The organism is Streptomyces venezuelae, assembly GCF_008642355.1.
In the GTDB taxonomy this organism is placed as follows: domain Bacteria; phylum Actinomycetota; class Actinomycetes; order Streptomycetales; family Streptomycetaceae; genus Streptomyces; species Streptomyces venezuelae_B.
Genome location: NZ_CP029193.1, coordinates 5407577 through 5431664, shown reverse-complemented (window position 1 = coordinate 5431664; position 24088 = coordinate 5407577). Strand labels below are relative to the sequence as shown.

Genomic DNA, 24088 nt, shown 5'->3' with positions numbered 1-24088 from the left:
TGTCGGTCAGGCTGCGGCCAGCTCCTCGCGGGCCGCCCGGCGCCGCGCCGCGGCCTCCGGGTCGAGTGCGGGCACGGCCGCGAGCAGCCGTTTCGTGTACGGGTCCCGGGGCGCCCCGTACACCTCCGCCACAGGGCCCTGCTCCACGATCCGGCCCCGCCGCATCACGGCGACCCGGTCGCTGACCTGGCGCACCACGGCGAGATCGTGGGCGACGAAGACCAGGGCGAGGCCCAGTTCGCGCTGCAGTTCGGCGAGCAGGTCCATGACCTGTGCCTGGGTCGTCACGTCGAGCGCCGACACCGGCTCGTCGCACACGATGAGGCGCGGCTCGCCCGCGAGCGCCCGCGCGATGCCCACGCGCTGGCGCTGACCGCCGCTGAACTCGTGCGGATAGCGGTCGTAGTGCGCCGCTTCGAGGCCGACGCGCTCCAGGAGTTCCCGCACGCGCCCCCGCACGAATGAATCGCTCTCGCCCCGTGCGCGCAGCGGGTCGGCGATCGACTCGCCGACGGAGCGCCGCGGGTGCAGGGAGGAGACCGGGTCCTGGAACACCATCTGCACGCCGGGCACCACCTGCCCGCCGGGCTTCTCCGCACCCCCGTGGAGGAGCTGCCCCGCGGTCGGCGCCAGGAGGCCGACGAGCATGCGTCCGAGCGTGGTCTTGCCGCTGCCGCTCTCGCCCACCACACCGAGGGTCTCTCCGCGGCGGACGGTGAGGGAGACGTCGTCGACCGCGGTGACCGCACGTCTCCCGCGCCCGAACTCCTTCCGGAGCCCGACCGCTTCGAGCACGACCTCCCCCGGCTCCCCGGCGGCGCGCGCGAGGGGCGCGTCCACGCGGGGCACGGCCTTGAGGAGTTCCTGCGTATAGGCCTCGTGGGGCGCACCGAGGATGTCCCGCACCTCACCGCGCTCCACGGCCCGCCCCTCGCGCATGACCAGGACCTCGTCGACGCTCTCCGCCGCGACGCCCACGTCGTGGGTGACGAGGAGCAGCCCCATGCCGGTCTCGGCCCGCAGCGTGTGCAGCAGGTCGAGGATCTGGGCCTGGACGGTGACGTCGAGCGCGGTGGTCGGCTCGTCGGCGACGAGCAGCGCGGGCTCGCACGCCAACGCCATGGCGATGAGCGTGCGCTGGCGCATGCCGCCGCTGAACTCGTGCGGACGGGACCGTGAGCGGCGGGCGGCGTCCGGGATGCCGACGCGGTCGAGCACTTCCACGGCACGCGCGCGTGCCGCTCGCCGGGACGCTCCGGTGTGCACGCGATACACCTCGGCGATCTGGTCGCCGACCGCGTAGTACGGGTCGAGCGAGGAGAGCGGGTCCTGGAAGACCATCGCGGCCTTCCCGCCGCGCAGCCCGCGCAGTTCCGCCTCGGACGCCGCCTGTACGTCGACGCCGTCGACCAGCACCGTCCCGTCGACGTGCGCGCCCGTGCCCCGGTGGAGGCCGAGGAGGGCGGACGCCACGGTGGACTTGCCGGACCCCGACTCGCCGACGAGGGCGAGCGCGCCGCCCTTCTCCAGCGTGAAGGAGAGCCCGTCGACGGCGCGCACGCCGGAACCGAACTCCACGCTCAGGTCCGCGACGTGGACAAGACTGACGTCACTCATGTGAGCACCACCCGTCGGTCGGCCACCGCGTACAGCACGTCCGCGACGGCATTGGCGAGCACCACGAAGAAGCCGGTGACCATGACCATCCCGACGACCACCGGCAGGTCGACGACCTTGACCGCGTGCACGAGTTCGCGCCCGAGGCCGGGCAGGCCGAACAGCGTCTCGCTGAGCACCGCGCCGCCGAACATCGACCCGAAGTCGTTGGCGGTCAGCGCGATGACGGGCGCGACGGCGCCCCGCAGCGCGTGCTTCCCGATGATCGACCGCTCCCCCACGCCGTACGCGCGGAAGGTCCGCACGTGGTCGTCGGCGAGGGTCTCCAGCATCGAGGAGCGGGTCAGGCGCGCGTACTTGGCGGCTTCGATGAGGGCCAGCGAGAGCCAGGGCAGGAGCAGGTTCCACGCCCACTGCGTCGGGTCGTCCGCGAAGGGCACGTACTGCGGGAAGGGCAGCCACTGGAGCTGACCGCAGACCACGATCATCAGGAGCAGGCCGATCACGAAGACGGGCGTGGCGGTGCCCGCGAGGGTGACGGCGGTCAGCACGCGTTCGCTGATCCGGCCGCGCCGCCAGGCGGAGAGCACGCCCGCGCCCACCCCGAGGAGGAGCCACAGCACCATCGCGCCCAGTGCGAGCGACCCGGTGACCGGCAGCTTCGCCGCGATCAGCGCGGTGACCTGCTGGTCGCTCTGGTAGGAGATCCCGAGGCAGGGCGCGGCGCAGTGTTCGGTGCCGGTGCCCGTCGAGTAGTCATGCCCGACGACGATGCCTTGCAGGAAGTCCCAGTAGCGGACGTACAGCGGGTCGTCGAGGCGCAGCTGCTCGGCGACCTGCTGCACTTGGGCGGGTGAACAGCGCGGGCCGCAGGTGATCTGGGCGACGTCGCCCGGAGCGGCGTAGAAGACCGCGTAGACGATGACGGAGAGGGCGAGGAGCGTGACGGCGGCGCCGACGAGGCGCCGCAGCAGGAATCCGGGGAGGCCGGTCATGCGCGGGCCTCCCGCTTCCTGCCGGTGCCGATCCGCAGCCGTGACGTGGCGCGCGGGTCGAGGGCCGTGCGCACGCCGTCACCGAGGACGGTGAGGGCGAGCACGGTCACGAACAGCACGCCCGCCGGGTACAGCAGGTACTGCGGCGCCGCCTGGTACCAGACGTCGGCCGACGTGAGCATCTGTCCCCATGACGCGGTGGGCGGCTTCACGCCCACGCCGAGGAAGGAGAGCGCGGCCTCGACGGTGATGTTGACGGGGGCGAGCAGCGCGGCGTAGGTGATGACGGGCGCGGCGAGGGCGGGCAGCAGTTCGCGGCGGGCGATCCGCACGGCGCCCCAGCCGCTGAGCCGCGCGGCGGCCACGTGGTCGAGCTCCTTGAGCGTGATGGTCTGCGCGCGGACGATCTTGGCGAGGCCGCCCCAGGCGACGAGCCCGATGACGAGGGCGACGAGCACGGGCCGCGGGAATCCGCTGGGCACGACCGCCATCAGCGCGAGCGCGAAGACCATGAGCGGCAGCGCCACGATGACGTCGGTGGCCCTGCTGAGCACCTGGTCGACCCAGCGGTTGCCGAACCCGGCGGCCGTCCCGACCGCCACCCCGACGATCACCTGCACGACGGTCGCGGCGAGCGCGACACCGAGCGAGACCCGCGCCCCGTACACGAGGCGGGCGAAGAGGTCGCGCCCGGTCTGCGGCTCGACGCCGAGCCAGTGCTCGCCGCTGATCCCGCCGAGCGGGCCGACCGGCACGCCGCCGCGCGCCGAGTCGATGAGGTCCGGGTGGTACGTGGTGGGGTCCTGCCCCTCCAGTGCGGTGAGCAGCGGCGCGGCGAGCGCCACGACGACGAGCAGTCCGACGACGCCCGCCGCCACGAGGGCGGCGCGCTGTGCGCGCAGCCGCCCCCAGAAGACGGAGCGCTCGGTCACGACGACGACTCCACGGCGACCTGCGAGACGTCGAGGACGCCGGTCCAGTCGCTGATGACGACGTTCTTGACGTCCTTGCCGTACAGGCGCTTGTAGACCGGGTGGAAGAGCGGCACGGTCAGCGCCTTCTCACCGATCTTCCTGTCGAGGGCGCCCCACCGCTTGGCGGCTGCCTTCAGATCGGTCAGCTTGTTGATCTCGTCGATCTCGTCGTTGACGGTCTTGTCGTCGAGGAAGCCTGAGTTGAAGTTGGCACCGTCCTCCACGATCTGCCGGCCGTCGAAGATCGGGGCGAGGAAGGGGCCGCCGGAGGGCCAGTCGGCACCCCAGTGGGCGAGGAAGAGGCCGGGCTCGTCCTTGGCGCTGTGGGTCTTGTCCTTGTAGTCGTTGTCCTCGAGACCCTGGAGCTTGACGGTGATCCCGGCCTTCTTGAGCGCGTCCTGGATGGCGGTGGCGATCTCGGGGCTTGTCTCGAAGTCCTTGGCGTTGGAGTGCGTGAGCGTGATGGTGAGCCCGTCCTTGTGACCGGCTTCCTTCAGGAGCTCCCTGGCCTTCTTCGGGTTGCCGGACGGGCCTGCCGGGAAGTGGTCGTACTTCGTGTATCCGAAGGACTTCTGGTTCGGCAGGTACGTGGTGGCGGGCTCGGCGAGCGAGGAGCCGCCGGCCGCGTTGACGACCGAGGAGCGGTCGATGGCGTACGAGATGGCCTGGCGGACCTTCGGGTCGTCGAACGGCTTCACCTTCGGGTTGAAGGCGAGGTAGTTCGTGTAGCCGAAGTGGCCGGTGCCGACGTGCGAGGAGAGCTCCTTGTCGCCGGTGACCTTGGCGAGCTCGGCCGGGCCGAGGTTGGTGTCGGTGGTGACGGCGGCGGCGTCGGCGCCCTGGCTCGCGGAGAGCCGCTGGTTGATGACGGACTGATCGAGCCCGGACCGTACGTCGATGACGTCCGGGTAGGCCTTGCGCTCGGCGTCGTTCTCGGCGGACCAGTGCGGGTTGCGCTCCAGGCGCAGCCGCTCGCCGTCGTTCTCGTTCTTGACGACCTTGTAGGGCCCGGACGAGACCGGGTGTTCCTCGTACTTCGTACCCTTGTCCTTGGCCTTGGGCACCGGCGTGAACTGTGTCTGCGTCGCCAGGTAGGGGAACTCGCCCTCGGGCTTGTTCAGATGGAAGACGATGGTCCGCTCGTCGGGCGTCTCGATGGACGCGAGCCCCTTGCCGCTCTTGTCCTTGTACGGCCCCTGGTACTTGTCTCCGCCGATGAGCCAGTCCCGCAAGTAGGGTGCACCGCCGCTGAGTTCGGCGGCGAAGGACCGCTCGATGCCGTACTTCACGTCCGCCGAGGTGATCGCCGAGCCGTCCTCGTACTTGAGGCCCTTCTTCAGGGTGTACGTCCACACGGTGGCGTTCTTGCTCGGCTTGCCGAGGTCCGTCGCGAGGTCGGGGACGACCTCCGCGCCCTTGGCGCCGTCCTCGCGGTTGCGGGTGGTCAGGGTGCGGAAGACGAGGCTCGGCACGTTGCCGCCGCCGGAGGTGTACAGCCGCGCGGGGTCGAAGTCGGTCTGCGGATCGCGGTTGAGGACGGTGAGCGTGCCACCCCGGGCGGGCTTGCCGTCGCCGCTCCCGGCGCCGCCGTCCTTCGGGCCCGCGCAGGCGACGGCGCCCGAGGCCAGGACCAGGCTGACGGATGCCGCTGCCACGCGGCGGGCTATGACGGACGTTTGACGCATCGGAAAGAGACCTCTCGGGATGAGTGAGAAAAAGGGAGCGACAGAGCTCACCCCGGGAAAGGCGCGGGACAAAACGGCACACGGGCACGGATACGGGATACGCATGCCAGGAGCCGGAGAAAAGCGACGCACTCGCCGGGGCGGGCGTCAGCAACAGTGAATGTCGGCCACGCAGAGCGCGGTCACGCCGAGGAGCGCCAGCTCAATGGCGGCGCTCGAAGGGGCGTGACGGTTCGACATGCGGAGAAATATGAACGAATTTCCGACAGATGTCAAAGCCGCTGCTCAACTCTTGGGAAAAGCCCAGGGGTTGGCCTTGCACTTGATTCCGTCGTGCTCGAGGAACTTCGTCTGCTGCTGCATGACGGGCGCGAGGTCCCCGCTCTTCGTGCAGTCCGTGTGGTTGAAACCGAGCCGGTGACCGACCTCGTGGTTGATCAGCATCTGCCGGTACGGGTGGATGGCGTTGCCGAACTTCTTCTTGACCTCGTCGCCGTAGGTGGGCGCGCCCTGCGCCCACCGGTAGGCGTTGATCATCACGCGGTCCGTCGCCGCGGAGTCGCACGACACGTTGTCCTGAGTCGTGTCGAGGCCGGATTTCGCACACCAGACGCCGGTCGTTCCCGGGCTGGCGAGTGTGACGACGAAGTCCGGCCTGCCCGACGAAATGCGCTCGAAGGTGCGGGCGCCCGCGTGGGCCCAGCTGCGGTCGTCGTTCAGGGTCTTCTGCACGGCCTGCGCGAAGAGTTTCCCGTCCAGGCCGAGCCCCTTCTCCACGTCGACGCGGTAGCGGAACTTCTGCCCCTTGCCGGGCGCCTTGTCGAAGCCGGGCATCGCCTCGAAGTCGCCGGACGCCTTGAGCTTCGCGTCCAGCGGGTACGTCTCCTTCATCTTCTCGTCGTACGTCGCCGGGGCCTCCTTGTGCGCCTCGGCGGGGGTGGGGCGGCGGTCGGACCGGGACGCGGGGTCCTCGGTGTCCCGCGCGCCGCCCGGGGCGGCCCGGGTCTGCGGCTCCGAGCCCTTGCGCCCGCCTGTCATCTGGCCCGCGACGACGACGGCGACGACGGTGGTCACGGCGGCGGCCACGACGACCGTCATGGTGCGGTTGCGGCCGCGCTTCCTGCCGCCGCCGTCCTCGCCGTCCGCGAGGTCGCCGTCTCCGTCGGCCTCGGTGTCCCACTGGGTGACGGACGCGTACGGGTCACGGGGCGCCGGCGGTTCCGCGCCCTGCCTGCGGCCCTCGGGGAAGGCGGCGACGTAGTCCTGGCGGGGACCGGGGACGGCGCCGGGGCTCACGACGCGGGGGCCGGGGCCCGTGCCGGTGCTCGCGCCCGGGGTGTCGCCCCAGGCGCCGCCGGGCTCCCGCTGCTCGGGGTGGCCGCCCCGGACGTGCGGGACGCCGTGGGGCGGGGTGGCACGGGGCACACCGTGGGCGGGGGTTCCCTGCGCGGGATCGTCATACGCGGGCGTTCCCTGCGCGGGAGTGTCATGCGCGGGCGTGCCGTGCGGGGGCGTCCCGTCCACCGGCGTCCCGTCCGCCGCGCGCGCCCGCCTGCGCCGCCCCGTGCCGGGCGCCGCCTGCGGGCCCACGCTCCGCGACAGCGGTGTGCCCGAGGTGCTGGTGTTGTCGGTCGTGTCTGCCGGACCCCGGCGGCTGTGACGTCCCACGCGCCGCCTCAGCTCCCCGAACCCACGCGCGCGCCACGTCGGCACGCGGCGTCCAACTCACCCGTGTCGACCAGGAGTTCACGGAACCCGGTGGCCACTGTCTCGGGGTACTCCATCATCGCGACGTGCCCCGCGTCGGGCAGCGTGAGCAGCCGCGAGTCGCGGAACGCGGCGGCAGCCCTGCGCGCCATGCGGAAGGACACGAGGAGATCGCGCCCGCCGTAGACGAGCAGGGTCGGCGCGAGCACCCGCTCGGCCTGCCGCCACAGCCCGTGCTGGCCGCCCAGCGTGTACGCGTTCACTATGCCGCGCGCCGTCCGGGCCATCGCGTCCCAGAAGTAGGGGAGCTGGAGCCTGCGCTCCATTTCGTGGACCGCCGCGGTGAAACCCTCCGGTGTGACCCGGCCCGGGTCGCCGTAACAGAGCCCCATGACGCCGCGCACCCGCTGCTCGGCCGTCCACTCCCGGGTGAGCCGCGTGAAGAGGGCGGCGACGCCCGGCACGGCGAGGAGCCCGGTGGGCACCGCCGTGCGCTGCACGCGCAACTCGGGCAGGGCGGGCGAGACCAGGGTCAGCGTCCGGACCAGGTCGGGGCGGACCGCGGCGACGCGCGTCGTGATGGCGCCGCCCAGCGAGTTCCCGAAGAGGTGGACGGGTCCGCGGTCACTCGCGTCGAGGTAGCGGATGACCGCGCGGGCGTGCCCCGTGACGGAGTAGTCCCCGTCGTCCGGTGGCGGGGAGTCCCCGAACCCCGGCAGGTCCACCGCCTCGCAGTCGACGACGTCCTCCAGGCGCGGCATCAGGGCCGACCAGTTCTGGGAGGAGCCGCCGAGCCCGTGCACGAACAGCGCGGGCGGCAGTCCGGGGCCGGTCGACGGCCGCGAACGCACGGTCAGCGAAAGCCCGGGAAGCGCCACGGAGTCGAGCCGCTCACCGTCCGCGACCGCCACGACACCCGGCTTGGGAGCGACGGTGGAGGCCAGCAGGCCGGGCAGCTCGGTCGAAGACATGCGGCAATGTTACGAGACGATCACGCGGTAGTTCACGTGTTCGCTGTCACAGGTTGTACACGGATCGCGTGGCGCCCCTTGCATGCCTCTTCTACGCTCGAAAGAGCTTGTGAAGACTTGCGGAGACAGTCACGAAGAGCGATGAATTGAACGGATACGGGGCACTCGCATCCGCAGACCACCGAGTACCGCGAGGGAAGCGAGCCACACATGAGTGTCGACCCGACCGATCCCGACACCTTCGACACCTCCGACCCCTTCGAGACGGAGAACACCGCACCCGAGGCCGACGTCGAGGCCCCGGAGGCGGACACGGCGGAACAGCACACGGACCTCACCCCCAGCCGGGACGACTCCCTCCTGGAGGCCGACCCGGCCGTGGCCGACGAGGCCGACCTCGCCGAGCAGGCCCGCGTGGTCACGCTCGACGAGGACGACTACCGCTGAGGCCCCGCCCGGGGGCTGACCGTGTTTGCCCTGCTACGCACCGTTGAGCAGCCCTTCGACGATGGTCCAGTCCATGAAATTCTCCGCTCGTACCGCGCACATCGCTGTTACCGAAAAGTACGATGGCGGCGCGGCGCTCACCGCACATCGGACGATTTGGGAGGCGGCGTGACAGCCATCGAGCAGACAGAGGCGGCACGCCCGAGGGGCACACGCCTGCCGCGCCGTGCCCGGCGCAATCAGCTCCTCGGGGCTGCCCAGGAGGTTTTCGTCGCGCAGGGGTACCACGCGGCGGCGATGGACGACATCGCCGAGCGCGCCGGTGTCAGCAAGCCCGTGCTCTACCAGCACTTCCCGGGCAAGCTCGACCTCTACCTCGCCCTGCTCGACCAGCACTGCGAGTCGCTGCTGCAGTCGGTGCGCACGGCACTGGCGTCCACCACGGACAACAAGCTCCGCGTCGCCGCGACGATGGACGCCTACTTCGCGTACGTGGAGGACGAGGGCGGGGCGTTCCGCCTGGTCTTCGAGTCGGACCTGACCAACGAGGCGGCCGTGCGGGAGCGCGTGGACCGCGTCACCCTGCAGTGCGCCGAGGCGATCTGCGAGGTCATCGCCGAGGACACGGGGCTGCCCCGCGACGAGGCGATGCTCCTCGCCGTCGGCCTCGGCGGGTACTCGCAGGTCGTGGCCCGGTACTGGCTGGCGAGCTCCAGCACGGTGCCGCGCGAGAAGGCGGTCCAGCTGATCACGTCGCTCGCCTGGCGCGGCATCGCGGGCTTCCCGCTGCACGCCGCGGAGGGCCACTGACCCCTCGCGGATTTGTTCCCGTGCCGTGTTCGCTGACGGCGTGCACGGCCGCGACCGTCCCCGTCCCCTCACCGGGCTAATGTGTGCTGGGTACGGCGCGGACGGCCGCGCACAGACTGACCGTCGGAGGGACAAAGCCGTGGAGGTCAAGATCGGCGTGCAGTACGCGCCCCGCGAGATCGTGCTGGAGAGCGGCCAGAGTGCCGAGGAAGTCGAGCACGCGGTGTCCGAGGCGCTGACCGGCAAGTCGCCGCTGCTGAGCCTCGTGGACGACCACGGCCGCAAGGTCCTGGTTCCGGCCGACCGCCTCGCGTACGTGGAGCTCGGCGAGCCCACCGCGCGCAAGGTGGGCTTCAGCGCCCTGTAGGACGCTCTTGGTGGATCTTGATGGAGCGGCCCGGTGGTTCTCAACCACCGGGCCGTTCTTGTGTGTTGTGCGAGGTTACGTCGATGTCGTCCGATCTTGAGGGTTGCATTCCGGCCGCCGGGGGTAGACCGGCTACGACCGATTTGCACCGGCCGCAAGGGAGGGCACACACCGTGATTCTGGAAGCACTCGGCTCCATACTGCTCGGCCTGGCCCTGGCCTGGGCCGCCGCGCACCGCTACGGGCACCGGCTGCCCGCGCGCGCACTGGTCCTGTCGACGGGCCCCGCAGGCGCACTCATCGGCGCCTTCATCACGCACATGGCACTCGGCCCCGATCACGCCGCCGCGACGCTCGTGGGCGCGGTGGCGGTCTCCGTGGCCCTGCTGTCCCTCCTGCTCCGCCCCACCCGCGGCAGACTGCACCGCTCGGCGACGGCGTAGCTGCGACGGGGCGGTGCCGGGAGTCTGGGGGCGCGGGGAACCGCGCGATCAGCCCCCACGCACCCGCACCCGGGAGACGGCCTACGCCGCCAAGCCCAGCGCAGCCATCCGCTTCGTGTGGGCCTCCGTGATCCGCGAGAACATGCGCCCGACCTCCGCGAGGTCGAACCCGTCGGCGACACCCCCGACCAGCATGGTCGACAACGCGTCCCGGTCGGCGACCACTCGCTGCGACTGCGAGAGCGCCTCACCCATCAGGCGCCGCGCCCACAGCGCGAGCCGCCCCCCGACGCGGGGGTCCGCCTCGATCGCGGCGCGCACCTTCTCCACGGCGAAGCTCGCGTGCCCCGTGTCGTCGAGGACACCGAGCACCAGCGCACGCGTGTCGCCGTCGAGACGCGCCGCGACCTCACGGTAGAAGTCGCTGGCGATCGAGTCGCCGACGTACGCCTTGACGAGCCCCTCCAGCCAGTCGGAGGGGGCGGTCTGCCGGTGGAAGCCGTCGAGCGCGGCGACGAACGGCTCCATCGCCTCGGTCGGCTCCACGCCGATCGCCGAGAGCCGATCCCTGAGCTGCTCGAAGTGGTGAAACTCAGCCGACGCCATCTTCGCGAGCTCCGCCTTGTCGCCGAGCGTCGGCGCGAGCTTCGCGTCCTCCGCGAGCCGCTCGAACGCGGCGAGCTCCCCGTAGGCGAGCGCGCCGAGGAGGTCCACGACAGCGGCGCGGTACTGCGGCTCGGTGGCGGCTTTCGCCCAGTCCTGGGCGGCGATTCCGGTGGGCTCGGGGGCGGATTCTGCAGGGGTGTCGGGGGTCTCCATGAAGCGCACAATAGCCCGCTTGCCGGACGGCGTAAGGCCCTGGTCAGTGACTGTGACGACGACCATGTGACGAATTCGCCGGACACACATGCGAGATTACGCGGTACAGTGGTAATGCGCCTGCCGAATATTCGACGGGCCGTACGAATGAGGATGCCCGGTCGGTGGCCCGATCGGCTCCGACCCGACAGCCCTCCGGGCGGCACGCACAGGTGCGTGCGGCACGAGGAGGGAACCTCAGCGGTAAGAGCGCTCGAGCGCCGGCAGTGGTCCCGCGCCCCCGGCCCGCCCCCCAAGCGGCCGGCGGTAGTGGCACGGTCACGACCCCCAGCGTTCGCCTCACGCCGCGTCTCACAGAAGAGGCATAGCCCTGACTACGACTTTCCGAGAGCTCGGGATCCTTCCCGAGACGGCCGAGGCCCTTGAGGCCGTCGGCATCATCAATCCCTTCCCCATCCAGGAGCTGACGCTCCCCGTCGCCCTCTCGGGCACGGACGTCATCGGCCAGGCCAAGACCGGCACGGGCAAGACGCTCGGCTTCGGCCTCCCGATCCTGGAGCGCGTCACCGTCCCCGCCGACGTCGAGGCGGGCCGCGCCAAGCCCGAGCAGCTGACCGAGGCCCCGCAGGCCCTCGTGGTGGTTCCCACCCGCGAGCTGTGCCAGCAGGTGACGAACGACCTCCTGACCGCCGGCAAGGCGCGCAACGTCCGCGTCCTCGCCATATACGGCGGCCGGGCCTACGAACCGCAGGTCGAGGCCCTCAAGAAGGGCGTCGACGTGATCGTCGGCACCCCGGGCCGTCTGCTCGACCTCGCCGGCCAGCGCAAGCTCGACCTCAAGCACGTCAAGTGCCTGGTCCTCGACGAGGCCGACGAGATGCTCGACCTGGGCTTCCTGCCCGACGTCGAGAAGATCATCAACATGCTTCCCGCGAAGCGCCAGACGATGCTGTTCTCGGCGACCATGCCGGGCGCTGTCATCGGCCTGGCCCGTCGGTACATGTCGCAGCCCACGCACATCCGCGCCACCGCGCCGGACGACGAGGGCCAGACCGTCGCGAACACGAAGCAGTTCGTGTACCGCGCGCACAACATGGACAAGCCCGAGATGGTCTCGCGCATCCTGCAGGCCGAGGGCCGCGGACTCGCGATGATCTTCTGCCGTACGAAGCGGACGGCCGCCGACATCGCCGAGCAGCTGGAGCGCCGGGGCTTCGCCTCGGGCGCCGTGCACGGCGACCTCGGGCAGGGCGCGCGCGAGCAGGCGCTGCGCGCGTTCCGCAACGGCAAGGTGGACGTGCTCGTCTGCACCGACGTCGCCGCGCGCGGCATCGACGTCGGTGGCGTCACGCACGTCATCAACTACCAGTCCCCCGAGGACGAGAAGACCTACCTGCACCGCATCGGCCGTACGGGCCGCGCGGGCGCCAAGGGCATCGCGATCACGCTGGTCGACTGGGACGACATCCCGCGCTGGCAGCTGATCAACAAGGCGCTCGACCTCGGTTTCAGCGACCCCGTCGAGACGTACTCCAGCTCCCCGCACCTCTATGAGGACCTGGACATCCCGGCGGGCACCAAGGGTGTGCTGCCCCGCTCCGAGCGGACCCGTGCGGGTCTGGGCGCGGAGGAGGTCGAGGACCTCGGCGAGACCGGTGGTCGCGGCCGCGGGGGCCGCTCCGGCGGTCGTACGCAGGACCGTGACCGTGACCGCGGTCGGGACCGCGGGCGCGACCGTGATCGTGACAGGGACAGGGACCGGGACCGTTCGGCCCCCGCGGCGGCCGAGGGCGAGCGCCCCGCGCGGACGCCGCGTCGTCGTCGCCGTACCCGTGGCGGCAGCCCGCTGGAGGCCACCGCGTCGGCTCCCGTCGCCGCCGCGACGGTCGAGGCGAGCGCCCCGGCCGCCGAGGTGAGCGCCCCGGTGACCGAGGCCACCGAGCCGCGTACGCCGCGCCGTCGTCGCCGCACGCGTTCCGGCGCGCCGTCCGAGGCGGCCGTGACCGCGACCGCGACAGCCGTCGAGACGGAGGCGCCCGCGCCGGTCGCCGCCGCTCCCGAGGCGGAGGCCCCGGCCGCGAAGCCGCGCCGCCGCACCCGCAAGACGGCGGAGAAGCCCGCGGAGGCGGCACCGGAGGCAACGGCCCCCGAGGCAGTCACAGAGACCCCGGCCGAGGAAAAGCCGAAGCGCCGCACCCGCAAGGCCGCGGCCGAGGCCGTCGAGGCTCCGGCCCCCGAGGCCACCACCGAGGCCCCGGCCGAAGAGAAGCCGAAGCGCCGCACCCGCAAGGCCACGGCCACGGCTCCCGAGGCAGCCGCCCCCGAGGTCACCGCGACCGACGCCGAAGCCGAAAAGCCCAAGCGCCGCACCCGCAAGACCACGGAGAAGACCACGGAGACTGCCGTCACCGAGGCCCCTGCCGAGGACAAGCCGAAGCGCCGCACCCGCAAGGCTGCGGAGAAGCCCGCCGAGGCTGCTGCGCCCGAGGCCGTTACGGAGGCCCCGGTCGAGGAGCAGCCGAAGCGCCGCACCCGCAAGGCCACGGCCACGGCCCCCGAGGCAGCCGCCCCCGAGGTCACCGCGACCGACGCCGAAGCCGAAAAGCCCAAGCGCCGCACCCGCAAGACCACGGCCAAGGCCCCGGAGGCAGCCGCCGCGGAAGCCCCGGTCGAGGAGCAGCCGAAGCGCCGGACCCGCAAGACCGCCGCCAAGGCCGTCGAGGCCCCCGCCCCCGAGGCCACCACCGAGGCCCCGGCCGAAGAGAAGCCGAAGCGCCGCACCCGCAAGGCTGCGGCCAAGGCCCCCGAGGTGGCCGCCCCCGAGGTCACCGCGACCGACGCCGAAGCCGAAAAGCCCAAGCGCCGCACGCGCAAGGCCACGGCCAAGGCCGCGGAGACCGCCGCCCCCGAGGCCGGGATTCCGGCTCAGGCGACGGAGGAGCCCAAGCCCCGCCGTCGTACGCGCAAGGCCGCTGCCGCCCCGGCGGAGACGGCCGAGCCCGAGGCGACCGCCCCGGCGCCGCGCCGCCGTACGCGCAAGAAGGCGGAAGCCGTGGAGGCGACGGAGGGCTGACCCTCCGGTGGCCGCCCGTCCGGTCCTCGACCGGCCGGTCGGCACCCGCCGCACAGCAGGCCAGAAGGGCCCGCCCCCATCCGGGGCGGGCCCTTCTCGCGCAGTGCACCCGACTCAGCCGTGGACGGCACCGGTTAGCCTCGGGTCATGAGCAGGCCGCCGACCTTCGTACCGCCCTCCTGCGCCGCCGCGCGGACCCTCCGCACCACGCGGGGTGACTTCGCCGTCCTCGACGCCGTTCCGGCGGACGGAGTCCGGCGCCGGGGGGCCGTACTGCTGCTGCCCGGGTTCACCGGCAGCAAGGAGGACTTCATCGCCCTCCTGGAACCACTGACCGCCGCCGGCTACCGCGCGGTGACCGTGGACGGCCGCGGACAGTACGAGACGCCGGGCCCGGACGACGTGGCGGCGTACGCGCAGGAGGAGCTGGCCCGCGACGTGCTGGCGCAGGCCGCCGCCCTGTCGGAGGACGAGCGCGCCCACGAGGGCTCCCCCACCCGCCTCCACCTCCTCGGCCACTCCCTCGGCGGCCAGATCGCCCGCGCCGCCGTCCTGCTCGACCCCCGCCCCTTCGCCACGCTGACCCTGATGTCGTCGGGCCCCGCCGCGATCGCCCCCGTCCAGCAGACCCGCGCCAAGATGCTCGCGGACGCCCTCGCGACGCTGTCCATGGACGAGGTGTGGATGGCGATGCGGGCCATGGAGCCGCCACCCCCGCAGGAGGCCGAGACGGGCGTCGAGGACGGCCAGGACACGGACGACAGCGAGGCTCTGCGCGCCCGCTGGCTGCGGCACAGCCCGGCCCAGCTCATCGCCACCGGCAGGCAGCTCTCCGCGGAACCGGACCGCGTGGCGGAGCTCGCCGCGCTGCCGCTGCCCAAGCACGTGATCTCGGGCGAGCGCGACGACACCTGGCCCGTGCCGCTCCTGGACGACATGGCCCGCCGCCTGGACGCACACCGCACGGTGATCCACGGCGCCGAGCACTCCCCCAACACCGACCGCCCCGCGGAGACGGCGGCGGCCCTGGTCTGCTTCTGGGACGAGAACTGAGCCGGACGGCAACTGAGCCGGACGGCCCACGGGCGAGAGGGTCAGTACTGCGCTTGCAGGTGCTCCCAGAACCCGTCCCGCAGCGCTCTGCGCAGATCCGACTGGCCGCGCAGCGAGTACTGGAGCAGCCGCTCCGCCTCGACCAGGAGGTCCTGGTCCACGGACCCGGGCAGGTAGGGGTGCCCGGGCAGCAGCCCGACCAGGGCCTCACGGCCGCGCGCCCCGAGCCACTTCGCGGCGATCTGCGCGCCGACGAAACGGACGTCGTCGCGGGAGGGGCGGTGCGCGGCCGTGGCCGTCTCGAACGTCGCGACGGTGCGCCGCGCCACGTACGGCTTGAAGAAGTCCAGGTCGAACGTGCGCTGGCTGTCGACCTCCCAGAGCAGCGCCTCGGCCTGGTTGCGCCCGTCGGGTGCCTCGATGCCCCACAGGTGGACCCGTGCCCCGTACCCCTGCGCCGCCTCGACGGCGGAGACGAGGTCCTCGTCGCCGCCGATGAGGGCCGCGTCGCTGATGGCGCGGTGCCGGGCGAGTGACTCCAGGTCGCTGCGGATCAGGGAGTCGACGCCCTTCTGCTGGTTGTTGGCGTTGAGGTTGCCGAGCCTGACCTTGACGTCGGGAAGCTCGGCGATCGACTGCTGCTCGGTGGTGTGGATGCGGCGCCTGGCTCCGTCGTACCAGTAGACGCGCAGCAGTCGGCTGTCCGCGAAGATCGTGCGCGCCTTGTCGATGAGCGCCTCGATGAGGCCCTCCGCGTCGAGGTCGAAGGTCCGCCGGTCCTCGGTGCCGGCGGCGAGGCGGCCCGCCGCGGCGTACAGGTACCCGGCGTCGACGAAGATCGCGTGGGTGGAGGGCGTCCGCGCGACTTCGGCGAGGACACGCTCGAGGAGGCTGTTGGCGCGCTCCAGCTGAGCGCTGATGTCGACTGCGCTGGAGTCGTCGACTGCGCTGGGGTCGGCGTCGTTCATATCGGTCCCAGTCTCCCGCCGGTCACGCAGCGAACACAACCGCTCCCGCTACTCGCAGGTAATTAGGTTACCGAAAAATTTCTTTAGCGTAGGGAATGTTTGCAGGGGGCAACTCGTTGACACCATCAGAGACACCAGCAACACCACAGCAGTTCTCCTTGCAGGAGGATGACCAGACGAAGGGAGAAGCCCTATGCGCTTCGAAATCATGCGACTCGACGACGTCGACGGCTCGGCCGTGGACAGCACCGTCGTGGACGCCGCCTCCGTCAATCGGATCGTGCAGCAGGCCGCAGCGATCGGCCAGCGCATCTACATCCGCCCGGCCGACACCACGGCCTCGTAACGCAGACGTCGAAGGGCCCCGGTACGGATTTCCGTACCGGGGCCCTTCGTGTGTACGCAGACAGACGGAAGCAGGCCGGTCAGGCCCCCTCGATCACCTGCAGCACGCCGTTGATGATCTGCTGCACGGCGATGGCGGACAGCATCATGCCCGCGAGCCGCGTCACGAGCACCACGCCGCCGTCCTTGATCACGCGGATGATCAGCAGCGAGTACCGCATCACCAGCCACAGGACCACGTGCATGGCCACGATCGCCGCCCAGACGGAGATCTGCGTGCCGACGCTGTCGGCGTCCTGGACGGCCAGGATGACGGAGACGATCGCGCCGGGCCCCGCGAGCAGCGGCATGCCCAGCGGGACCAGCGCCACGTTGACGTCCTTGGTCTGCTTGGGCTCGTCGGTCTTGCCGGTGAGCAGGTCGAGCGCGATCAGGAGCAGCAGCAGACCGCCCGCGATCATCAGCGCGGGGACGGAGACATGCAGGTAGTCGAGGATCTGGTGGCCCACGAGGCCGAAGACCGAGATGACGCCGAAGGCGACGCACACGGCCTGGAAGGCCATCCGCTGCTGCACCTTGGCGGGTCGGCCCGCGGTGAGACCGAGGAAGATCGGGGTGATCCCAGGGGGGTCCATGATCACGAAAAGCGTGAGAAAGAGGGATCCGAAGACGGCGACGTCGAACACAGTGATGGCCTTGCAGAGAGTCGTACGAAGGTCCCGCGGCGTCACGGCGCCGTGCACGGGGCAGGGCAGCCGCGGCCACGGAACCGTGGGGTGCGGTGAAGAGTGAAGTGAGGAGGGGGAGGGCGGTCCCGCGAGCGAGCCGACCGTCAGGCGGCGGGGAGTCCGCCCGCTCCGGGCACCGGGAAGGCTCCCGTGGCCCGGCGCGTGATCTCGCCGTAGATCTCGGGGTCCGTGGTGAACTCGCCGAGCACGCAGGTCTTGCGGCTGCCGTGGTAGTCGCTGGACCCGGTGACCAGCAGGCCGAGGTCCCCCGCGAGCGCGCGCAGCCGGGCGCGGGTCTCGGGCGTGTGGTCCATGTGGTCGACCTCGATGCCGTCGAGGCCGGCCGCGGCGAGGTCGGCTATGACGCTCTCGGAGACGACCTTGCCGCGCTTGATGGCACCGGGGTGTGCGAAGACGGTGACGCCGCCGGCCGCCTTGACCAGGCGGATCGCGTCGAAGGGGTCGAGTTCGTGCTTGTCGGCGAAGGCGCGGCCGCCGTCGGCGAGCCACTCGGCCGTGAAGGCGTCGGAGACGGTGGGCACGACGCCCAGCTCGACGAGCGCCTCGGCGATGTGCGGACGGCCCACCGAGCCGTCGCCCGCGATGCGTGCGACCTGCTCCCAGGTGACGGGCACGCCGAGCCCCTGGAGCTTCTCGATCATCGCCTTCGCGCGCGGCACGCGGTCGTCGCGGACCAGCTCGCACTCGCGGGCGAGCTCCGGTTCCTCGGGGTCGAAGAGGTAGGCCAGCATGTGCAGGCCCATGCCGTCGAGGTTGAAGGAGAGCTCGGCGCCGGTCACCAGGGTCAGGCCCGTCGACAGCTCGCTCAGGGCCTTCTTCGCCTCGGCGTGGCCCCGGGTGGTGTCGTGGTCGGTCAGCGCGACGACGTCGAGTCCGGCGGCGGCCGCGTTGCGGACCAGTTCGGCGGGGGTGTCCGTGCCGTCGGACGCGGTGGAGTGGGTGTGCAGATCGATGCGCACGACGCTGACTCCAGGGCTTTGGCGGGACGACGGACGGAATGAGAGCTGACGCTCAAGGATAACGGCCGCCGGACGCCGCACACCCCGTCCCGGAAGAGGTATCGCTCACCCCCTCCGCACCGGCGCCGCACACCACCGGTGCCCCACGTGCTCCGACGGCCCGGCGCACGGGCCGCCCGGCAAGCCGCACCACCCGCCCCGCCGTCCCGTCGCCGCCCTCCCCTACGGCGTGAGCAGCCGCGGTGACAGCGCTCCGCACGGGATCAGGTCCACCTCCGCGCCCGCGTCCCGCAGATCCGTGAGGACCAGCTCGTCGTACATGAGCAGGCCCGACTGCTCCGGCCACGCGATGGCCCACAGCCACAGACCGCGCGCCTCTCCCGCGAAGACGGCGCGGTCGTCCGGCGTCCCGGAGACGTGCCAGAGCGGCGTCGGCCGCCCGGCCGCGAGGACCTTGGTCTGCGGTGGCTTCTCGACGCTCATGTGGGGCCCCGGGTCGGGGCCGTCGATGCCTGCGTACCGCGCGCCGAGCCCCACACCGAGCTCCTCGGCGACGAGCACCAGCTCACCGACGCCGCCGAGCGGCGCGGGGCCCGAGCAGGCCACGGCCGTCGCACGGCCGCCGCTCCTGTCGTCGCCCGCGCACGCCACACCCGTGAACAGCCAGCCGACCGGCAGCGGCCACGGCATCCACACCGGGACCTGCGTGCGGTGCACCACGACCTGGAGGGCCTCGACGCTGGGCGGGATCACGGGCTGCAGCGGGTGCACCGTGCCGTGCACGTCGCACTGCCAGGAGTCGGCAAAGAGACCGGGAGCCCTGACCCGGCCACCACACTTCGGGCAACTGGGTTCGCCCCTCATAGCGCCCAACGGTCCTCCCCGGTCGCCGCCCCGTCAAGGACGATCACCCGTCCGGTGGCGCTGTCACCGGGGAAAACTAGGTGTAGCTTGCATCATTTAGCCTCGCTAACTTAATGTGTGTATACGTCAACGACTTCCGTGGAGGCAGCGGAAGCAGTGAAGGAGCGGCTGTATGAACAGCAGCACAGGGGGTCCCGCCGAAGGGGACCCGTTCGACGCCGGGGCGGGCAGTCTGCTGCGGCAGCCGAAGGCCGTCTGGGCGACGGCCGGGGCGTCCGTCGTGGCGTTCATGGGCATCGGACTCGTCGACCCGATCCTGCCCTCCATCGCCAAGGGCCTGGACGCGAGCGCGAGCCAGGTGTCCCTCCTCTTCACCTCGTACTTCCTGATCACCGCCGTCGCGATGCTGGTCACCGGCTTCGTGTCCAGCCGCATCGGCGGCAAGAAGACCCTGCTGCTCGGCCTCGCGCTCGTCGTGGTGTTCGCGGCCCTCTCCGGCACGTCGGGGTCGGTCGGCGAGCTCGTCGGCTTCCGGGCGGGCTGGGGACTCGGCAACGCGCTCTTCGTCTCGACCGCCCTCGCCGTCATCGTCGGCGCCGCGGCCGGCGGCAGCGCCGCCGCGATCCTGCTGTACGAGTCGGCGCTCGGCCTCGGCATGGCCTGCGGCCCGCTGGTCGGCGCGCTGCTCGGCGACGCCAGCTGGCGCTACCCGTTCTTCGGCACCGCGGCCCTGATGGCGATCGGCTTCCTCTGCATCACCGCGTTCCTCAAGGAACAGCCGAAGCCCGCGCGGAAGACGTCCCTGCTCGACCCGGTCAAGGCGCTCGGCCACGGCGGACTCGCCTCCGCGGCGGCCTCCGCCTTCTTCTACAACTACACGTTCTTCACCGTGCTGGCCTTCACGCCGTTCGTCCTGAACATGTCCCCGTACAAGTCCGGCGCGGTCTTCTTCGCCTGGGGCGTGCTCCTCGCGGTGTTCTCGGTCCTGGTGGCGCCCCGGCTGCAGGCACGGTTCGGCTCGCTGAAGGTGCTCGGCAGCTCGCTGGTGCTGCTCGCCGCAGACGTCCTGGTGCTCGGGTACGGGAACCACACGGTCGCCGTCGTCTGCACCATCCTGTCCGGCGCGTTCATCGGCGTGAACAACACGGTGTACACCGAACTCGCCCTCGGCGTCTCCGACGCGCCCCGCCCGGTGGCCAGCGCCGGCTACAACTTCGTCCGCTGGTTCGCGGCCGCCGCCGCGCCGTTCTTCGCACCGAAGATCGAGGAGTGGAGCAACATCCACATCCCGTTCGTGGTCGCGGCCGTCACGGCGGTGCTCGGCGCGGTCGTGGTGTGGGTGCGCAGGAACGCCCTCACCCACGAAGCCGAGGAACTGGAACCGCGGCACGCCACCGAGGACAGCGTCACGGTCTTCGCCGACTGAGCTCCCGGCGGCCGGACTTCAGTCCAGGGACAGGGGCCCGGCGCCGGACTTCAGTCCAGGGACACGGACTTGCGCAGCGGATCGCGCAGGTCCGTCCCGCTGTTCAGCCAGCGCTCCTGGAGGGCCGCCGCGCCGTGCACCCGCTTCCACGCCGCCTCGTTCGGCGTCATGGGCAGCAGCGGCAGGAACCGCACGGGATCCATGGGCTCGTCCAGCGCCAGGTCCTCGACCAGACCGCCGGACTCCGCCACCAGCACCGAGGTGAACGGCGCGCCCGGCCAGAGCGGTTCACCCACGTCCAGCGACGCGCCCGGCGCCACGATCAGCCCCTCGACCTGGGGCGAGGCGGCGAGGACGGCGAGCGGCCGCAGCACCTTGTCCGTGTCGGCGAGCCCTCCGCGCACCGAGAGCAGCAGCTCGGCGCGCGGGCCCTTGACCGGGTCGGCCAGCGCGGCGGTCGGGTCGGCCATCGGCTGCGCCGACATGCCGAGCGTGGCGTAGCGCACCACGTCGCCGTCCGTGAACCGCAGCACTTCCACGCGGTCGGTGCCGAGGAAGGTCACCGCGGCGCGCGCGTCGGGTTCTCCCAGGCCGGTAAGGAGACGGGCCTCGACCAGCGCAAGAACATCAGCCATGACGCGAGCATAGAACTCGTCAGGCAATGGCAAAGCGGGGGCTTGACACTTCTGTCGGCTGATAGTGTTGGCCGCTGGCTCAGGGCAGCACGCAGAAGCGTCGCTTTCAAGCCCTGCAGACAGACACTGACTTTGCGCCACGGGCGTGAAGGGCGCATGGGACTTCCCTTACGGGGGACCGGCCGGAGGAGGTGGGGCTGCAATGGACCGAAGTCGACCGTGCAGTACCACCCGCTCTTCCGCCCGGTGATTCCCGCAGCCCTGTAGCTGCTGCGCGAGCACACGCACGCACCGCGAGCACTGTTCGTGCCGTGTGCGTCGGAAGAGCACTTCGTTCCCACCTGATCTGTCTGAGTTTCCTGATCTGTGTCAGTAGCGAAGCTGCCACCGCGACGGTGCGGTGCTTCCCGCTTTGCGGACGTGCCAAACACCCCGCAGTAGGACGTCCCCATTCCGGGCAGTTCCAACCGTCGCCGGCGGCCTCCTTCGAAGGAGCCTGCCCATGTCGATGATCCGCGACCTTCGTGCCGCCGTCCGCCCCTCGCTGCGCAAGGACGGCACCGCCTACCCCTCCTCCCCCGCGTCGTACGACACCTACGACGCCACCCGTGACGCCGCGTCCGCCGTCGTCGACTGCGCCGTCTACCGCGACGGGCGCCGCCTGGAGTGCGCCGACACCCTCAGCCCGCACGAGGCGATGCTGGAGGTGCGCCGCCGGGGCGGCTTCGCCTGGATCGGCCTGCACGAGCCGACCGAGGCCGAATTCGCCGGTATCGCGGCCGAGTTCGGGCTGCACCCGCTCGCCGTCGAGGACGCCGTCCACGCCCACCAGCGGCCCAAGCTGGAGCGGTACGACGACACGCTGTTCACCGTCTTCAAGACCATCCACTACGTCGAGCACACCGAACTCACCGCCACCAGCGAGGTCGTGGAGACCGGCGAGGTGATGTGCTTCACCGGCCGGGACTTCTTCATCACCGTCCGGCACGGCGGCCACGGTTCGCTGCGCGCCCTGCGCCGCCGCCTCCAGGAGGACCCCGAGCTGCTCGGCAAGGGCCCGTCGGCCGTCCTGCACACCATCGCCGACCACGTCGTCGACGGGTACATCGCGGTCGCCGACGCCATGCAGGACGACATCGACGACGTGGAGAGCGAGGTGTTCTCCGCGCCGAGCAAGGGCAAAGGGAGCTCGCGCGGCGTCGACGCCGGGCGGATCTACCAGCTCAAGCGCGAGGTCCTGGAGTTCAAGCGCGCCGTATCGCCGCTGCTGCGGCCGATGCTGCTGCTCAGTGAGCGGCCGATGCGACTCGTCGACCCCGACATCCAGAAGTACTTCCGTGACGTCGCCGACCACCTCACGCGCGTCCAGGAACAGGTCATCGGCTTCGACGAGCTCCTCAACTCGATCCTCCAGGCCAACCTCGCGCAGGCCGCCGTCGCGCAGAACGAGGACATGCGCAAGATCACCTCGTGGGCGGCGATCATCGCCGTCCCGACGGCCGTCTGCGGGATCTACGGCATGAACTTCGATCACATGCCCGAGCTCCGCTGGCGGTACGGCTACCCGATGGTGCTCGCCCTCATCGGCGGCGTCTGCTTCGCGATCCACCGGACCCTGAAGCGCAACGGCTGGCTGTGACCCCCACTCGATAGGCTGCCGTCCATGACTGCTGACCCGCTGCTCGACCGTGCCCTCGTCGAGGAGGCCACGAAGAAGTCCGGCCTCGTCTGGGTCCAGGGCGAGGGTTCGCCCGCCCGGGCGCTCTGGCACGTCTGGTACGAGGGAGCCGTGCATCTCGTCGGCGACGGGCCCGGCGAGCAGCCGCTGCCGGGGCTCGTCGACGGGGGCACGGCCGAGGTGACCGTGCGCAGCAAGGACAAGGGCGGGCGGGTCGTCGCGTGGACGGCGGACGTGCGGGAGCTCGCGGCCGGGTCCGAGGAGTGGGAGGCGGCGGCCTCGGAGCTCAAGGGGAAGCGGTTGAACGCGCCGGACGCCGAGCGGGTCACCGTGCGGTGGGCCGAGCAGTGCCGGGTCGTCCGGCTCACGCCGCGCGATGTGACGACGGAGCTTCCGTCGGGGTCTCTCGCGGCTGCGCCGCTGCCGACGGGGGTCACTACACGTGAGGCGCTGCCCGGTGGGCTTCCTCGGCTGCTGTTCGGGCGCAAGCGCCGTTGAGGTCGTGGGGCTGCTTCGCTCTGCGGGTGCGTCGTGGCTGGTCGCGCAGTTCCCCGCGCCCCTGGAGGCGCGCCCCTGCGGGGCCTGCCTCCCCCGGACCCGAGCCCCTCGTCACGACGTCGGCAGCTGTTTGCCGTAGTCGACCATCTCGTCCTTCGCCGGTTCCGCCAGCGGGAAGTCCTTGTTCCATTCCGTGAGTTTCAGGGTGCCCGCGTGGCCGCCGCGGTCCAGGCGGAGCGGGTACGGCTTGCCGTCCAGGGAGACGGAGAGCGTGCCGCCCGCGCCCTCGTCGCCGGTGATCTTGATGCTGCGCAGGGCGCCCGTCTTGCCGCGGTCGCCCACGGTGAGCTTGCCGTGCAGCGTGAGCATGCCGCCGAGGAGCTTGTCCTTGTCCGTGAAGCCGCTCAGCTGCTGGTAGGCGGGGTCGCCCTCGGGGACCTTCACGTACTTGCCGTCCAGCTTCGCCGCGGCCGTCGCGTCGGCCTTCCCGGACTTCCCGTCGGCCCCGCCGCCGCCCGTCCAGAACTCCGTGTCAGCCTTCAGGTACAGCTGCTCGCCGATCCGGAGGAGCTGGAAGGTCCGCCCCTTCGAGGTGACCGATCCGGTGCCGCCCTCGTCCTTGAGGCGCATGTCGAGGCTGTACGTGTGGCTCTTGCTGGTCACCGTGCCGGAGAGCCGGACCGCCGACGCCGACTCGGCCGCCTTGTCCGCCTTGCCCTGGATCTTGGCAGCCGAGAGTTTCCCGACGCCGTTGGTGCCCGCGTCCGGGTCCTCGCCGCTGCTGCAGCCCGTCAGACTCGTCGCCGCCGCGACCAGGCCCGCGCACACGGCGCTCACGAAGGCTGCCCTGCGGGCGCGGCTGGCCAGGGGAAGAGCGGTCACAGGTGGCGCTGCCTCTCGTACGGACGACCTCTACGGCTTCGGCAGTACGGCAGCGTACCCGTGTCGGCCGAGTCGACCGGCGGCAGTCCTTCCGGACCTCCCGCCGGGGCACACCCGACCGGG

The 24088-nt window shown here is 71.5% G+C and carries 24 protein-coding genes; 10 read left to right on the top strand and 14 right to left on the bottom strand.

The features are described 5' to 3' along the window. Positions 1–6: 6 nt before the first annotated feature. The 7 genes from DEJ47_RS25405 to DEJ47_RS25380 form a co-directional block, all read right to left on the bottom strand. Positions 7–1617 carry a dipeptide ABC transporter ATP-binding protein gene (locus DEJ47_RS25405; protein WP_150171962.1) on the bottom strand — a complete coding sequence of 537 codons (1611 nt, stop codon included), beginning with the start codon at positions 1615–1617 and terminating at the stop codon, positions 7–9. After that, positions 1614–2612, bottom strand: a complete 999-nt coding sequence (locus DEJ47_RS25400) for an ABC transporter permease (RefSeq protein WP_150171960.1) — start codon at positions 2610–2612, stop codon at positions 1614–1616. The genes DEJ47_RS25405 and DEJ47_RS25400 overlap by 4 nt, the downstream gene beginning before the upstream one ends. Further along, positions 2609–3544 (bottom strand): ABC transporter permease, encoded by a 936-nt coding sequence (locus DEJ47_RS25395; protein ID WP_223828500.1) that lies wholly within the window; start codon positions 3542–3544, stop codon positions 2609–2611. Before DEJ47_RS25395 ends, DEJ47_RS25400 begins: the two co-directional genes overlap by 4 nt. Continuing rightward, positions 3541–5271 carry an ABC transporter substrate-binding protein gene (locus DEJ47_RS25390; RefSeq protein ID WP_150171957.1) on the bottom strand — a complete coding sequence of 577 codons (1731 nt, stop codon included), beginning with the start codon at positions 5269–5271 and terminating at the stop codon, positions 3541–3543. Before DEJ47_RS25390 ends, DEJ47_RS25395 begins: the two co-directional genes overlap by 4 nt. 147 nt (positions 5272–5418) lie before the next feature. Next, positions 5419–5511 carry an Ms4533A family Cys-rich leader peptide gene (locus tag DEJ47_RS37545; RefSeq protein ID WP_317850838.1) on the bottom strand — a complete coding sequence of 31 codons (93 nt, stop codon included), beginning with the start codon at positions 5509–5511 and terminating at the stop codon, positions 5419–5421. Between the two features lie 45 nt (positions 5512–5556). Beyond that, positions 5557–6939: a DUF3152 domain-containing protein gene (locus tag DEJ47_RS25385; protein ID WP_150171955.1), complete on the bottom strand. Its 1383-nt coding sequence runs from the start codon at positions 6937–6939 to the stop codon at positions 5557–5559. Positions 6940–6947: 8 nt separating this feature from the next. Next, positions 6948–7949: an alpha/beta fold hydrolase gene (locus DEJ47_RS25380; protein WP_150171953.1), complete on the bottom strand. Its 1002-nt coding sequence runs from the start codon at positions 7947–7949 to the stop codon at positions 6948–6950. A gap of 210 nt (positions 7950–8159) precedes the next feature. On the opposite strand from DEJ47_RS25380, the gene DEJ47_RS25375 reads away from it, so the two are divergent. The 4 genes from DEJ47_RS25375 to DEJ47_RS25360 all read left to right on the top strand — a co-directional run bounded on the left by DEJ47_RS25375 (position 8160) and on the right by DEJ47_RS25360 (position 10016). Then, positions 8160–8396 carry a hypothetical protein gene (locus DEJ47_RS25375; RefSeq protein ID WP_150171951.1) on the top strand — a complete coding sequence of 79 codons (237 nt, stop codon included), beginning with the start codon at positions 8160–8162 and terminating at the stop codon, positions 8394–8396. A 168-nt stretch (positions 8397–8564) separates the two neighbouring features. Further along, the gene (locus tag DEJ47_RS25370; RefSeq protein ID WP_150171949.1) at positions 8565–9206 is read left to right on the top strand and encodes a TetR/AcrR family transcriptional regulator; all 642 of its coding nucleotides are present in this window, start codon (positions 8565–8567) and stop codon (positions 9204–9206) included. A gap of 139 nt (positions 9207–9345) precedes the next feature. After that, a complete protein-coding gene (locus DEJ47_RS25365; protein ID WP_055565193.1) occupies positions 9346–9573 on the top strand; it encodes a DUF3107 domain-containing protein in 228 nt (75 codons plus the stop codon). A gap of 173 nt (positions 9574–9746) precedes the next feature. Beyond that, positions 9747–10016, top strand: a complete 270-nt coding sequence (locus tag DEJ47_RS25360) for a hypothetical protein (protein ID WP_150171947.1) — start codon at positions 9747–9749, stop codon at positions 10014–10016. Between the two features lie 81 nt (positions 10017–10097). On the opposite strand, the gene DEJ47_RS25355 is transcribed toward DEJ47_RS25360, so the two are convergent. Beyond that, positions 10098–10844, bottom strand: coding sequence for a ferritin-like fold-containing protein (locus DEJ47_RS25355; RefSeq protein ID WP_150175858.1), 747 nt, complete (start codon positions 10842–10844; stop codon positions 10098–10100). Positions 10845–11298: 454 nt separating this feature from the next. Here DEJ47_RS25355 and DEJ47_RS25350 point away from each other — a divergent pair, with 454 nt between their 5' ends. Both DEJ47_RS25350 and DEJ47_RS25345 read left to right on the top strand, forming a co-directional pair. Next, complete coding sequence (locus tag DEJ47_RS25350; protein ID WP_150171945.1) at positions 11299–13908, top strand: DEAD/DEAH box helicase; 2610 nt, start codon at positions 11299–11301, stop codon at positions 13906–13908. A gap of 147 nt (positions 13909–14055) precedes the next feature. Continuing rightward, the gene (locus DEJ47_RS25345) at positions 14056–14961 is read left to right on the top strand and encodes an alpha/beta fold hydrolase (protein ID WP_150171943.1); all 906 of its coding nucleotides are present in this window, start codon (positions 14056–14058) and stop codon (positions 14959–14961) included. A gap of 41 nt (positions 14962–15002) precedes the next feature. Here DEJ47_RS25345 and DEJ47_RS25340 read toward each other — a convergent pair whose 3' ends face one another. Then, entirely contained in the window at positions 15003–15929 is a 927-nt protein-coding gene (locus DEJ47_RS25340; protein ID WP_150171941.1) for an NYN domain-containing protein, read from the bottom strand. A gap of 193 nt (positions 15930–16122) precedes the next feature. Here DEJ47_RS25340 and DEJ47_RS36565 point away from each other — a divergent pair, with 193 nt between their 5' ends. Further along, entirely contained in the window at positions 16123–16275 is a 153-nt protein-coding gene (locus DEJ47_RS36565) for a hypothetical protein (RefSeq protein WP_165283191.1), read from the top strand. Positions 16276–16354: 79 nt separating this feature from the next. Here the strand turns inward: DEJ47_RS36565 and DEJ47_RS25335 are convergent, their stop codons facing one another. From DEJ47_RS25335 to DEJ47_RS25325, 3 genes are all read right to left on the bottom strand, one after another. Beyond that, a complete protein-coding gene (locus DEJ47_RS25335) occupies positions 16355–16960 on the bottom strand; it encodes a MarC family protein (protein WP_150171940.1) in 606 nt (201 codons plus the stop codon). A gap of 146 nt (positions 16961–17106) precedes the next feature. Then, a complete protein-coding gene (locus DEJ47_RS25330; protein ID WP_150171938.1) occupies positions 17107–17982 on the bottom strand; it encodes a PHP domain-containing protein in 876 nt (291 codons plus the stop codon). 222 nt (positions 17983–18204) lie between these two features. Beyond that, on the bottom strand, positions 18205–18846 hold the full coding sequence (locus DEJ47_RS25325; RefSeq protein ID WP_150171936.1) for a DUF6758 family protein: 642 nt from the start codon (positions 18844–18846) through the stop codon (positions 18205–18207). Positions 18847–19018: 172 nt separating this feature from the next. On the opposite strand from DEJ47_RS25325, the gene DEJ47_RS25320 reads away from it, so the two are divergent. Next, positions 19019–20272 (top strand): MFS transporter, encoded by a 1254-nt coding sequence (locus tag DEJ47_RS25320; RefSeq protein WP_150171934.1) that lies wholly within the window; start codon positions 19019–19021, stop codon positions 20270–20272. A gap of 50 nt (positions 20273–20322) precedes the next feature. Here the strand turns inward: DEJ47_RS25320 and DEJ47_RS25315 are convergent, their stop codons facing one another. Then, complete coding sequence (locus DEJ47_RS25315; protein ID WP_150171932.1) at positions 20323–20907, bottom strand: suppressor of fused domain protein; 585 nt, start codon at positions 20905–20907, stop codon at positions 20323–20325. Between the two features lie 502 nt (positions 20908–21409). Here DEJ47_RS25315 and DEJ47_RS25310 point away from each other — a divergent pair. Both DEJ47_RS25310 and DEJ47_RS25305 read left to right on the top strand, forming a co-directional pair. Beyond that, positions 21410–22546, top strand: a complete 1137-nt coding sequence (locus tag DEJ47_RS25310; protein ID WP_150171930.1) for a magnesium and cobalt transport protein CorA — start codon at positions 21410–21412, stop codon at positions 22544–22546. 24 nt (positions 22547–22570) lie between these two features. After that, a complete protein-coding gene (locus DEJ47_RS25305) occupies positions 22571–23083 on the top strand; it encodes a hypothetical protein (protein WP_150171928.1) in 513 nt (170 codons plus the stop codon). Between the two features lie 111 nt (positions 23084–23194). Here DEJ47_RS25305 and DEJ47_RS25300 read toward each other — a convergent pair whose 3' ends face one another. Further along, on the bottom strand, positions 23195–23965 hold the full coding sequence (locus DEJ47_RS25300; RefSeq protein WP_150171926.1) for a hypothetical protein: 771 nt from the start codon (positions 23963–23965) through the stop codon (positions 23195–23197). Between the last annotated feature and the right edge of the window lie 123 nt (positions 23966–24088).

Bases quoted from the DNA above. Each gene is read 5' to 3' on its own strand.
- DEJ47_RS25405 (WP_150171962.1), bottom strand. From the start codon at position 1,617: ATGAGTGACGTCAGTCTTGTCCACGTCGCGGACCTGAGCGTGGAGTTC.
- DEJ47_RS25400 (WP_150171960.1), bottom strand. From the start codon at position 2,612: ATGACCGGCCTCCCCGGATTCCTGCTGCGGCGCCTCGTCGGCGCCGCC.
- DEJ47_RS25390 (WP_150171957.1), bottom strand. From the start codon at position 5,271: ATGCGTCAAACGTCCGTCATAGCCCGCCGCGTGGCAGCGGCATCCGTC.
- DEJ47_RS37545 (WP_317850838.1), bottom strand. From the start codon at position 5,511: ATGTCGAACCGTCACGCCCCTTCGAGCGCCGCCATTGAGCTGGCGCTC.
- DEJ47_RS25380 (WP_150171953.1), bottom strand. From the start codon at position 7,949: ATGTCTTCGACCGAGCTGCCCGGCCTGCTGGCCTCCACCGTCGCTCCC.
- DEJ47_RS25375 (WP_150171951.1), top strand. From the start codon at position 8,160: ATGAGTGTCGACCCGACCGATCCCGACACCTTCGACACCTCCGACCCC.
- DEJ47_RS25345 (WP_150171943.1), top strand. From the start codon at position 14,056: ATGAGCAGGCCGCCGACCTTCGTACCGCCCTCCTGCGCCGCCGCGCGG.
- DEJ47_RS25340 (WP_150171941.1), bottom strand. From the start codon at position 15,929: ATGAACGACGCCGACCCCAGCGCAGTCGACGACTCCAGCGCAGTCGAC.
- DEJ47_RS36565 (WP_165283191.1), top strand. From the start codon at position 16,123: ATGCGCTTCGAAATCATGCGACTCGACGACGTCGACGGCTCGGCCGTG.
- DEJ47_RS25325 (WP_150171936.1), bottom strand. From the start codon at position 18,846: ATGAGGGGCGAACCCAGTTGCCCGAAGTGTGGTGGCCGGGTCAGGGCT.
- DEJ47_RS25320 (WP_150171934.1), top strand. From the start codon at position 19,019: ATGAACAGCAGCACAGGGGGTCCCGCCGAAGGGGACCCGTTCGACGCC.
- DEJ47_RS25315 (WP_150171932.1), bottom strand. From the start codon at position 20,907: ATGGCTGATGTTCTTGCGCTGGTCGAGGCCCGTCTCCTTACCGGCCTG.
- DEJ47_RS25310 (WP_150171930.1), top strand. From the start codon at position 21,410: ATGTCGATGATCCGCGACCTTCGTGCCGCCGTCCGCCCCTCGCTGCGC.
- DEJ47_RS25305 (WP_150171928.1), top strand. From the start codon at position 22,571: ATGACTGCTGACCCGCTGCTCGACCGTGCCCTCGTCGAGGAGGCCACG.